8 protein-coding genes are annotated in these 11,476 nt (G+C 48.2%); 4 read left to right on the top strand and 4 right to left on the bottom strand.

Going from position 1 to position 11,476, the window contains the following annotated elements:
* Positions 1–112: 112 nt before the first annotated feature.
* The 3 genes from KJY73_RS17460 to KJY73_RS17450 all read right to left on the bottom strand — a co-directional run bounded on the left by KJY73_RS17460 (position 113) and on the right by KJY73_RS17450 (position 4,119).
* Entirely contained in the window at positions 113–730 is a 618-nt protein-coding gene (locus KJY73_RS17460) for an HvfX family Cu-binding RiPP maturation protein (protein WP_214344979.1), read from the bottom strand.
* Between the two features lie 140 nt (positions 731–870).
* Positions 871–2,391: a SpoVR family protein gene (locus KJY73_RS17455; protein WP_408611396.1), complete on the bottom strand. Its 1,521-nt coding sequence runs from the start codon at positions 2,389–2,391 to the stop codon at positions 871–873.
* 144 nt (positions 2,392–2,535) lie between these two features.
* Positions 2,536–4,119: a response regulator gene (locus KJY73_RS17450; RefSeq protein WP_214344978.1), complete on the bottom strand. Its 1,584-nt coding sequence runs from the start codon at positions 4,117–4,119 to the stop codon at positions 2,536–2,538.
* Between the two features lie 178 nt (positions 4,120–4,297).
* Between KJY73_RS17450 and KJY73_RS17445 the strand changes: the two genes are divergently transcribed.
* The 4 genes from KJY73_RS17445 to KJY73_RS17430 all read left to right on the top strand — a co-directional run bounded on the left by KJY73_RS17445 (position 4,298) and on the right by KJY73_RS17430 (position 10,128).
* The gene (locus KJY73_RS17445) at positions 4,298–5,212 is read left to right on the top strand and encodes a pirin family protein (protein WP_214344977.1); all 915 of its coding nucleotides are present in this window, start codon (positions 4,298–4,300) and stop codon (positions 5,210–5,212) included.
* Between the two features lie 424 nt (positions 5,213–5,636).
* Entirely contained in the window at positions 5,637–7,709 is a 2,073-nt protein-coding gene (locus KJY73_RS17440; RefSeq protein WP_214344976.1) for a M13 family metallopeptidase, read from the top strand.
* Between the two features lie 106 nt (positions 7,710–7,815).
* The gene (gene ushA, locus KJY73_RS17435; protein WP_214344975.1) at positions 7,816–9,426 is read left to right on the top strand and encodes a bifunctional UDP-sugar hydrolase/5'-nucleotidase UshA; all 1,611 of its coding nucleotides are present in this window, start codon (positions 7,816–7,818) and stop codon (positions 9,424–9,426) included.
* Positions 9,427–9,558: 132 nt separating this feature from the next.
* A complete protein-coding gene (locus KJY73_RS17430; RefSeq protein WP_214344974.1) occupies positions 9,559–10,128 on the top strand; it encodes a DUF1232 domain-containing protein in 570 nt (189 codons plus the stop codon).
* A 75-nt stretch (positions 10,129–10,203) separates the two neighbouring features.
* Here KJY73_RS17430 and KJY73_RS17425 read toward each other — a convergent pair whose 3' ends face one another.
* On the bottom strand, positions 10,204–11,472 hold the full coding sequence (locus KJY73_RS17425; protein ID WP_214344973.1) for a YeaH/YhbH family protein: 1,269 nt from the start codon (positions 11,470–11,472) through the stop codon (positions 10,204–10,206).
* Positions 11,473–11,476 lie beyond the last annotated feature (4 nt).

Here is an 11,476-nt window from a genome sequence, read left to right as displayed (position 1 = left end):
TCAGCATTGACCCGCGATCATCTGATTGTCTTTCATTGTTCTTTGGTGAGGAGCTGATATCTTGAGTAAAAAGACTGCTCAAATGTCGCCCCTGTTGGTTAAAACACCCTGGTTATTGGTATTCTGTGTGGGGTATTTTCATCTTCTTAGCTATCCAGTAATCCACACTCAGATAACGCCCCGCACCTGCAAAAAACAGCATTAATAACATGACAAAATAGGTAATGGAAAACTCAATGCCGTTGTTAAGAATAACGAAGCTTCCGCTGCTGGTTAGCCAGTCATAATTGCCATATTCCTGCAACAACTGCTTGGCCATGGCGAGTTTGTCGGCAGACTCCAGAACCTGCTGGTTGGCAAACATACCGTGGGGATCGGCAATGGCCTGCCAGCCGTTTTGCCAATGCGCGCTAAATGCGGCGACCAACATGGTAATCATCAAGGGAATGCTGATGTAACGTACCCCCAACCCCAAGAGTAAGCAGGCGGCACCAAGCAGTTCTGTCCAAGTGGCGAGCCATGCCATCAGATAGGGGAAAGGTAAGCCTAAGCCCCATTCATGATTGCCAAACCACGCCACTACATCTTCAAACCCGCTTAGCTTGTTCATGCCGGCCATCCAGAATATGGGGACCAGATAGAGACGAAGGGACAGGGGGCCGAGAAAATCTAGTTTGCGGGTTTGATTCAAGCCGTGCTGTATTTTTTGGGCATAGGAGAAGATTGGCATTCAGATTCCAGAGTCAATGTAATGCATTAGTTGTTTTGACCCGCCGTTGGCAGAAAAATGTTCAAGCAATCTTGGTTTTCTGGGCATTGGCAGGAAGTTTTGCAGACCGGCCTGCAAAACGCCTGACTAATTCGCCGTTATCAGGCTTGCTCCAGTTGTTCGGGGCAATGGACAAGTTGATGGACATCTCCCTGCTCATCTTCCGTTTCAAGCTTGACGTCAAATCCCCAAAGTCGATGCAGGTGTTTCATCACTTCTTTACTGCTATCCGCCAAAGGAATTCGATTGTGCGGTACATAGCGTAGGGTAAGTGCACGGTCTCCTCGGACGTTCACGTTGTAGACCTGAATGTTAGGTTCCAGATTACTCAGATTGTATTGGGCCGAGAGTTTTTCCCGCAGAATCTGATAGCCTTCGGCGTTGTGAATAGCCGCTACCTGTAAGTGACTGTCTTTGTCGTCGTCATGAATAGCGAACAAGCGAAAATCACGCATCAACTTTGGTGACAAAAACTGGCTGATGAAGCTTTCATCTTTGAAATTCTGCATGGCAAAGTGCAATGTTTCTTGCCAATCGGAACCGGCAATTTCAGGAAACCATTGTTTGTCCTCGGGGGTGGGATGCTGGCACATACGTTTAATATCCATAAACATATTGAATCCCAGCGCATAAGGGTTGATACCTGAATAGTAAGGACTGTTGTATTCAGGCTGGGCCACCACACTGGTGTGGCTGTGTAAAAACTCCAGCATAAAACGGTCGGTGACTTTTCCCTCATCGTAGAGGTGATGCAGAATATGGTAGTGCCAAAAACATGCCCATCCTTCATTCATTACTTGGGTTTGCTTTTGTGGATAGAAGTACTGAGAGATTTTTCTCACAATGCGCACTAATTCCCGTTGCCAGGGTTCAAGCAATGGCGCATTTTTTTCGATGAAATACAGGATGTTTTCTTGGGGTTCTGCGGGAAAACGTTTGCGCTTGGGATCTTGTTCGTTGTCATCGCGTTGAGGCAAGGTTCTCCAAAGTTCATTTACCTGAGATTGCAAATATTTTTCACGGCTTTGCTGGCGCTCCTGCTCCTGACGTAAGGATAATTTTTGGGGGCGCTTGTATCTGTCTACCCCAAAGTTGGATAGCGCATGGCAGGAATCCAAGGTAGCTTCAACCTCCGCAATGCCGTACTTTTCCTCACAACGTGCCACATAGTTTTTGGCAAACACCAGATAGTCGATAATTGAACTGGCGTCTGTCCAGGTTTTAAATAAGTAGTTGTTTTTAAAGAAACTGTTATGGCCGTAGCAGGCATGAGCGATAACCAGGGCTTGCATAGTAATGGTATTTTCTTCCATTAAATAGGCGATACAAGGATCTGAGTTGATGACTATTTCATAGGCCAGCCCCATTTGCCCGCGCTTATAGCCTTGCTCGGTTTGAATAAACTTTTTGCCGTATGACCAATGGGTGTAATTGATGGGCATACCAATGCTCGCATAGGCATCCATCATTTGTTCTGCGGTAATGATTTCAATCTGGTTAGGGTAGGTTTCCAATTTGTAATGCCTGGCTACGCGGTCAATTTCAGCCAGGTATTGGTCAAGAAGTTCAAAGGTCCAATCGGGGCCGTCGGACAACGGCGCGCTTCGACGTTTCTTAATCACGCTGTCCCCTCCTTAATGTGGCATTGGTTCAACACATCTATCGTATTGAAGAGAAAAGTGATGCAATCTAAGCATGTCGGCCTTTGCTTTGAGTATAGATGTTTTTTTGAGTTCTCCAGCTAACAGTCTGGTTTTTGGCAATATTTAGTCGAATTCAGGAAAGGGCAGGGCTTCCTCAGGCATAGCTTGGTAAGCTCGCCAGCTTTCTTGCTGCTGTGAAGAAAGCCTGAGTGAGCCTATATCTCTGGCTAGCTGAGACAAATCTAAGCCCCAGTAATGGTTGACTCGATATTTTTTTAGCATTAAGTACAAAGCCAGCGCATATTGCGGATCATTTATTTCGGCTTTATAGGCATTAAAATACATTTTAATGCTGCGATAGGGGTGGGTGTGATGATAGCTGGATGCCCACCGGATATATTCTCTTGCCTGCTGTTCTGAATTGGCTTGGCATCGTTTAAACAGCAGTTTGTGGAGCAAGCCGGCACAAGATCTCTCAGGCGAAAGCTGCATTTCTGCAATCATTCTATCTGCCAAGTAAAGTTCTTCTGATGCATCCTGCGTTTTTCCGTTTACCAGATAGCTACAGGCATTGACTATATGTTCAAAAACATCCTCACCTGGGTGACCGGCAGGGCTGTGCTCAGGAACAAAATTGGGAGTATTAAATATATGGTATAGCTTCTTACCGAACCGATGCAGATTCTGACTGAAATTAGTCAAATTGAGGCGCTCGAAATACCACTTAGTGTCATTGCCACCATCCAGTTTTTCACTATGAGTAACCTTGTTAATCAAAGCAAGCGTGGCTGCCCAAAGCAGGATGACATTAGCGATGTAAGAATCCTGAAGCAGTTTCTCATATTTCGCCTTGAGATATTCGCCAGCGCATGGATAGCCTTTGAGAATATAGAGTACAGTGGCTTTTAACATCACCTCTGTGGGAGATAGCTGAGACTCTCGTGCGTCCTTGAGTACGTTAATGAACTCGTCATCTTTGGCCTCAGCGCTCAATACTCGCAACTTGAACCACATGAGTTTGCGACGCAGCAAACCTGAGTGCTGAACCTTGTCCGCAATAAGCTGTAATTCTTCAAGATTTCCTTGCAAATATGCAATGTTCATCTGCGCTTCCAACAAACGCTGCTGGTTGGTCAGTTTGTCTGCCGTGCTGTAAGCCTTGTGAGCATAACCTGCTGCAGTTAGCTCCTGAATTTGCATTGTGATGAGGGTGTCGCGAATTGGGCCTTCCATTAAGGTCAAATCCAGTCCCATAAGAGACTGAAGAAGATTGCTTGGCTTGGGAGGGCGCCTTAGCCGTTGCAAGGGACGAATTTGTCTTAACAGACGACAGGTATCATGTATTAATGTTTCTAGCGTTTGTTTGGACAAAGGTTTTACCAGTACAGGAGTAGGTAAAGTGCGATAGGGGAGATCGGCAAGCACCGCATCCTTTTGATTACTGATAAAAGCTGTTTGAGTTTCCTCGCTGATTCTTCTGGTGCGAATTAAAAAGCGCAGCAAGTCAGTACCTGTGTATAAGTCACCCAGGTCATAACCAAGTAACAGTAGCTCGGCATGCACCACATTGTGCTGCTTAAGAAGTTGTGGGCCGTTGCAAACAACTTCCAGCTGCTCTACACCCAGTTGAATCAGCATGTCACGCAACAAGTGACGGGTGCTTTGATTGTCTTCAACAATGAGGACTCTTAATTGTGCGGGATACACGCTATGCCTCTGGTAAATTTTGCATTTTATCGAGAATCATTCGTATTGTCTTTGGTGTAACTTGCTAACGCTGTCTGTTTGTAGAAAAAATAGCAGAAAGAAATCTTTACACTGGTTGCTCTGCTACGCTTGCTGTTGTAAAGCATTAGGTGATTGTCTGAACTGTGAGGAGCCTCGAATGTCAGACGTGCTATCTGGTCAAGGTCTGTGCGATACCCTTCTGTCGCCCTGTTCCGGAATTGAATTAATCGTTACCCCCAAAGAGAAAGACATTGGCGGCTTTTATGTTCGACGCTGTTTGCCGGTTGCCAAGCTGCGTTCGGTGGGGCCCTGGATCTTCTTTGACCATATGGGCCCGGTAGAGTTTAATGCCGGGCAGGGGTTAGATGTACGGCCCCATCCTCATATTAATTTGGCAACCGTTACCTACCTGTTTGAGGGCGAAATTTTGCATCGCGACTCCCTAGGGAGCTTGCAGGCTATCAAACCAGGGGATATTAATTTAATGGTAGCTGGTGCTGGGATAGTGCACTCAGAGCGGGAACGACCCGAAGTGCGCGAAACAGCCCACCGCTTGCACGGTTTGCAGCTTTGGCATGCTCTACCCGAAGCATTTGAAGAAACGCCACCCGCTTTTTACCACTATGGTGTCGAAGCCATTCCCAGTGTAGCTATTGACGAAGTGCCAGTAAGAGTCATGATGGGAAGGGCTTATGGGGTGGTATCGCCGGTGAAAACCTTCTGTGACACTTTATATTTGGAAGCGTTTCTTAAGGCCGGTCAAAGCCTGACATTGCCTTTAGCGCCTGAGCGCGCGGTTTATGTGGCCAAAGGCGGATTAACCATCAATGGCAAAGATGTGCCGCAGTGCAGTCTGGCCTTGCTGACTCCTGATTGTCAGATAAAAGTCACCGCCTCGTCCGAGACCCGCCTTGCGTTGATTGGCGGTGAGCCTTTGGGGGAACGTTTTATGTTCTGGAATTTTGCCTCCAGTCGTAAGGAGAGGATTGAGCAGGCTATGGCGGATTGGAAAGCACAGCGATTCGCTAAAGTGCCCGGTGATGAACAGGAGTTTATTCCCTTGCCAGAATAGCCTGTCGTCATAAAAATGCCTGACTTATATCTCGCCTACTCGGCGTTTGACGCAAAATCCGGGTTATTAGCTCAAAGCGCTGGATCTTATGGCTGATGAGTCACAGTATCCATGACGAGCAGACAACTAGTTCTCAATTCTTGAGTGCTTCTCCTGATGTTCGGTTGACAAGTGACGCGCACCAACCTTTTAAGGTGGTGTGCAGCACTGAAATATCTTTCAGGTGCTGAAGGAATGCCGACAAAATCACCGAACGCAAGCTTTGCTTATGCTCAAATGAAGAAAGATTCGTGTTTCTGGCTTGACACCTAGACCTATGCCGTAATAAATGCAGTGCCTGGCTTCTGCGAGCAATTTGTCTTAAGGTCACAGGTTGGGCTAGAACGGCAAAAACAACAATAACGAGAATGTAAAAGAGGAACGAATGAAGAAAACACTATTGGCATCATTGATTGCTTCAACTTTTGTGTTAGCCGCGTGCGGCGACAACAAAGCGCCTCAGGTTAGTCAAGCGCCAGCCGAGCAGGTGCAAAAAGGTAAGGCAGAGCTGGGGAGCTTTGGGGTTGATCTTACCGCCCGCAATGAAGCGGTAAAACCTGGCGATGACTTCTTTATGTATGCCAGCGGTACTTGGTATGACAATTTTGAAATGCCCGCAGATAAGACCCGCTACGGTGCTTTTAGCGAACTAGCAGACAAGAGCGAAGCTCAGGTTAAAGAAATTATTGATGAACTGGCTTCTGCCAAAGAGTTAAGCGGTGAGAAAAAACTGATTGCGGATTTTTACCATGCTTATATGGATATGGATGCTATCAATGCCAAAGGGCTCAGTCCAATTCAACCCATTTTGGATGATATTGCCGCTATCGATTCAGTAAAAGCTCTGACCCAGGCATTTGGTAATGCATGGCTAACAGGCACTAATTCGCCAATTAATGGGGGATTGTGGTACAACCGCCTGGATCCCAACAAGTACCAATTAACCCTGGGCGTAGGTGGCTTGGGTTTGCCAGATCGTGATTACTATCTGGAAGACTCTGAGCGTTTCACCAAGATTCGCCAGGCTTATCTGGCCAACATTGCTCAGATGCTGAGTTTTGCCAAGGTAGACAATGCTGAGCAAAAAGCTGAGCAAATTCTGGCACTGGAAACGCGTATCGCTGAAATTCAATGGCCACGTGAAAAGCGCCGTAATCGTGATTTGACCTTGAACCAGTTGGATCGCTCTGAGCTCTCTGATGCCTATCCAAACTATGATTGGAACAGCTACTTCGCGCCAAGCGGCCTGCAAGTACCAAATCTGAATATCAGCCAGCCAGAACCGGTTAAGGCGGTCATCGGTATCATCAACGACACCCCTCTGGATGTGTGGAAGGACTATCTGACCTACCATACCATCAGTGGCAATGCAGACTATCTGCCTGAAGCAGTTTATCAGGCTAATTTTGAGTTCTTTGGTAAAACCTTGAGTGGTCAGCAGGAACCTCGTCCACGCTGGAAGCGCGCGGTGGATGAAATGTCCGGTATCGAATCACTGGGCTTTGCCATAGGTAAGGTGTATGTGGAGAAATACTTCCCTGAAAGCTCCAAACAACAAATGTCCGAGCTGGTGGAGAATCTGCGTACTGCCTTAGGTGAGCGGATTAAAGGCCTTGATTGGATGGGCGAGGAAACTAAAGTCAATGCTCAGGCTAAGCTGGAAGCCTTCCGTCCCAAGATTGGTTACCCGGATAAGTGGCAGTCATTTGATGGCCTGACAATCAATAGCTCAGATGTACTGGCTAACGTGCATAACTTGCGCAAGTTCTTTAATGCTCAGGACGTAGAGAAGGAACTGCAGCCAACGGATCGTGAGCGTTGGGGTATGCCGCCACAACAGGTAAATGCCTATTACAACAGCTCATTCAACGAAATCGTATTCCCGGCCGCGATTTTGCAAGCGCCTTTCTTCGATCCTAATGCTGACCCGGCAGTAAACTACGGCGCCATAGGTGCGGTCATTGGCCATGAAATGGGTCACGGTTTTGATGACCAAGGGTCTAAGTCTGATGCCAAGGGTATTCAGCGCAACTGGTGGACAGATGCTGACCGTGCCGCTTTTGAAGCTAAAGCTGACAGCCTGGCTGCCCAGTACAGTGCTTATGAGCCTATTGAAGGTAACTTTGTAAATGGTCGCAACAGCCTGGGTGAGAACATCGGTGATGTTGGCGGTCTGGCTATGGCTTACCATGCCTATAAGCTCAGCCTCAACGGTAAGGAAGCGCCGGTTATCGATGGCTTGACAGGGGATCAGCGTTTCTTCCTGGCTTGGGCACAGGTTTGGAAAGAGAAGCGCACTGAACAGAGCATGCTCAACCAGTTACGCGCCGGTACTCACGCACCTGGTCGCTATCGTGCACAAGCGCCTCGTAACCACGATGCCTGGTACAAGGCCTTTAATGTGCAGCCTGGTGACGCCTTGTATCTTGCACCAGAAGAGCGTGTGCGTATCTGGTAACGTCAGTTTGACTGATATGGCCGCCTGAAATCAGGCGGCTTTTTCTTTAGGGCGCGTTGTGACTCGCCCTGATAACCTAACCTGAACTGAGTTTTTTGGATCTGATATGAGACTTTCCCGACTGCGTCTGCTGGTCATTCCCGCTGTTGTCAGTGTGCTTTTGGCTTGTGCTAATCATCAGCCTGAGCCGCCATTGCACTTCACCATACTGCATACCAATGATCACCATGGGCGTTTCTGGCGTAACGAGCAGGGTGAATATGGCATGGCTGCACGTAAAACGCTGATTGAGCAAATTCGTCAGGAAGTGGAAGGTCTGGGGGGCTCAGTGCTGTTGTTTTCTGGTGGTGACATCAATACAGGGGTACCCGAGTCTGACATGCAACAGGCCAAGCCGGATTTTCTCGGAATGCGGTTACTTGGTTATGATGCGATGGCGCTGGGTAACCACGAGTTTGATAATCCCCTTGAGGTTATAGAGCAGCAGCGCCAATGGGCTGGCTTTCCCATGCTATCTGCCAACATCTATGACCGTAAAACTGGGCAACGTCGTTACCAGGCTTATCAGATGTTTGAGCGACAAGGATTGCGCATTGCCGTGCTTGGTTTGACAACGGAAGACACGGCTAAAATTGGCAATCCTGAATACATTCGTGATTTGGAGTTTCGAGACCCTAAAGCGGAAGCCGTAAGGCTGGTGGCTGAGCTAAAGGTAAAAGAGCAGCCAGATCTGATCATCGTCCTAACCCATATGGGCCATTATGATAATGGCCAGCATGCTATTAATGCGCCAGGGGACGTGACCTTGGCACGCACCTTACCAACAGGCAGTGTTGCCATGGTGATTGGCGGTCACTCACAAGAGCCGCTTTGCATGGAGCGAGAGAACGTTCGACAGGTTGATTACCAGCCGGGGAGCGCGTGTAAACCTGATCACCAAAATGGCATTTGGATCATGCAAGCACACGAATGGGGCAAGTATGTCGGCCGTGCAGATTTTGTCTTCCAGCAGGGTAAGTTGACCCTGCAAGACTATCAACTGCTGCCGGTTAATCTCAAAGGTATCAATCTGCCGGTGATAGCAGAACATAGCGAAATGTTGGAATTGCTAACTCCCTATCAGGAGATTGGTCGTCAACAGTTGTCTGTGACCATAGGTGAGACATTGACACGGCTGGATGGTGACAGAACCCAAGTGAGATTTGAGCAAACCAACTTGGGACGCCTGATTGGCGCTGCACAGTCACACAAGGTTGGCGCGGATCTGGCGGTCATCAGCGGCGGCGGGATCCGAGACTCCATCGCCGCGGGGCCAATCAGTTATAAAGACGTTCTGAAGGTTCAGCCTTTTGGTAACACCCTGGCTTACGTGGATATGAGTGGACAGGAGCTATACGACTATTTGGCACAGGTGGCCACTAAGCCCATAGATACTGGTGCTTACCCACAGTTTTTCAGTGTCAGCATGACATTGCACAATGGTCAACCGCAGAAGGTACTTATTGGCGGTGAACCCATACAAATGGAGCGCACATATCGTTTGGCACTCAACAGCTACAACGCTTCAGGAGGTGACGGCTATCCGGTGTTGACCGGTCATGCAGGTTACGTGAATACCGGTTTTGTGGATGCCGACGTATTACGAGAGTTTATCGCCGGACATAGCCCGATAGATGGCAATACTTATTTGCCTATCGATTCGATACGCCAGCATTGATGGATTTACATTCAGTTGGTCCACACAGTGTAAATGCACGGTTGCCTTTGTGTTTGTAAAATGTTCATAATTCAGTGTTAAGGCCCGGTGTCCACCGGGCTACTTTTTATCGATCACACAGGGAATAACAAGATGGCATTGACAATCAATTTTGATTTGCAGGAACAAGACCTGGATTACTACCGCGACATTATGCAGAAAACGCAGACGGCGGTCAGGGAACTGGACCGCTCAGAAGTCTTAAATGCTGCGCGTAAGCTGGCAGGGGAAGTACGTGAACAGGTGCCTGACTTTGTTGCCAGTCGTTTAAAGCAGTTAGAGCAACTGGTTGATATGGTTGAAGATAATGATTGGGATCTGACAGAGGATGAAAAGCTGGATGTCCTTAGTGCCCTGGCTTATTTTTCCAAAGCCGAAGACTTGATTGACGACCGCTTGCCGGTATTGGGCTTTCTGGATGATGCCATTATGATTGAACTGGTGGCTCGTGAATTGGCGGATGATCTAAAAGCCTACGATGAGTTTTGCGTCTATCGTCGCCAGGAAATTGAGCGTCGTGGTGAAGAGGCTCATACCACTAAGGCTGACTGGCTGGAAGCTAAGCGCCAGGAACTGCATTCATGGATGCGTCGTCGTCGTGCTGAAAAACGTGGTAGTAGTGGTTCAGCCGGTTTCCGTTCGTTCTTCTCATTTCGTGGCTAAGCATTAACGCCATGCCAATGAAAAAGGGAGCCGAATCGACTCCCTTTTTTACGCCTCGGCAACAGTAGCCTCTCCTCATGCCGCTTGCTTTTTAAATAGCTCCCTGAATACCGGGTAAATATCCTCCACGCTACGTATATGTTTCATGGCAAAGTTGTCATTAAACTCGGCCAATGCTTCATATTCGCGCCACAGACTCTGATGCTGACGCTGGGTTATTTCTATATAAGCATAGTATCGTACTCTGGGCAGTAAGCGCTCTTGCAGCAAGCTGCCGCATTGCGGAGAGTCGTCAGCCCAGTTGTCACCATCAGAGGCCTGAGCAGCATAGATATTCCATTCACCTTGTGGGTAACGAGCCTGCACAATCTCATCCATCAATTTAAGGGCACTGGACACGATAGTTCCGCCGGTTTCCTGGGAATAGAAAAATTCCTGTTCATCCACTTCTTTAGCTTGGGTGTGGTGGCGAATGTACACTACCTCAACATTCTTATAAGTGCGGGTTAAAAACAGATACAGCAGAATATAAAAACGTTTGGCCATGTCTTTAGTGGCCTGGTCCATGGAGCCTGACACATCCATCAGGCAAAACATCACGGCCTTGCTGGTGGGGAGCGGGCGTTTTTCGAAGTTGCGAAAGCGCAGGTCAATGGTATCCAGAAAAGGTACTCTGGCAATACGGGCTTTAAGCTCCGCGATTTGTTTTTCCAGCCCCAAGATTTCCAGCTGGTGATCATGCTTATCGTCTTTGAGCGCTTGCAACTGAGCTTCCAATTCGCGCAGTTCCTTACGTTTTCCACCTGTTAGCGCAATACGTCTGGCCATCGAGCCACGTAAAGAGCGCACAATATCCAGATTGCTGGGGACACCATCGGTTTTAAAGCCCGCGCGATAGGTTTTGTATTCCACCAGTTTATCCAACTGGTTTTTCTTTAAATTGGGCAGCGCCAGGTCTTCAAATAGCAAGTCCAGGTATTCATCCTTGGATATCTGAAAGACGAACTCATCCTGTCCCTCACCGCTGTCTGAGGCCTTACCCTGACCTGAGCCACCGCCCTGACCACCTACTGGGCGCTGGATGCGATCGCCCTGAGTAAACTGGTCGTTTCCTGGGTGCACCATATCCCGCACACCGCCCTTGCCGGTATGGAAGATTGGCTCCTTGATATCCCGAGTAGGGATATTGACGCTTTCACCGTTGTCGATATCCGTTACGCTGCGTCGGGATACCGCATCCGATACCGCTTTTTTGATCTGTTGCTTGTAGCGACGGATAAAACGCTGCCGGTTAACCGTGCTTTTACCTTTGCTATTCGCTCTGCGGTCAATAAAGTGCGCCATACCA

Source organism: Bowmanella yangjiangensis (assembly GCF_018531185.1).
Lineage (GTDB): Bacteria > Pseudomonadota > Gammaproteobacteria > Enterobacterales > Alteromonadaceae > Bowmanella > Bowmanella yangjiangensis.
This window is presented reverse-complemented; position numbering and strand designations above follow the sequence as displayed.

Bases quoted from the DNA above. Each gene is read 5' to 3' on its own strand.
- KJY73_RS17460 (WP_214344979.1), bottom strand. From the start codon at position 730: ATGCCAATCTTCTCCTATGCCCAAAAAATACAGCACGGCTTGAATCAA.
- KJY73_RS17445 (WP_214344977.1), top strand. From the start codon at position 4,298: ATGTCAGACGTGCTATCTGGTCAAGGTCTGTGCGATACCCTTCTGTCG.
- KJY73_RS17440 (WP_214344976.1), top strand. From the start codon at position 5,637: ATGAAGAAAACACTATTGGCATCATTGATTGCTTCAACTTTTGTGTTA.
- ushA (WP_214344975.1), top strand. From the start codon at position 7,816: ATGAGACTTTCCCGACTGCGTCTGCTGGTCATTCCCGCTGTTGTCAGT.
- KJY73_RS17430 (WP_214344974.1), top strand. From the start codon at position 9,559: ATGGCATTGACAATCAATTTTGATTTGCAGGAACAAGACCTGGATTAC.
- KJY73_RS17425 (WP_214344973.1), bottom strand. From the start codon at position 11,472: ATGGCGCACTTTATTGACCGCAGAGCGAATAGCAAAGGTAAAAGCACG.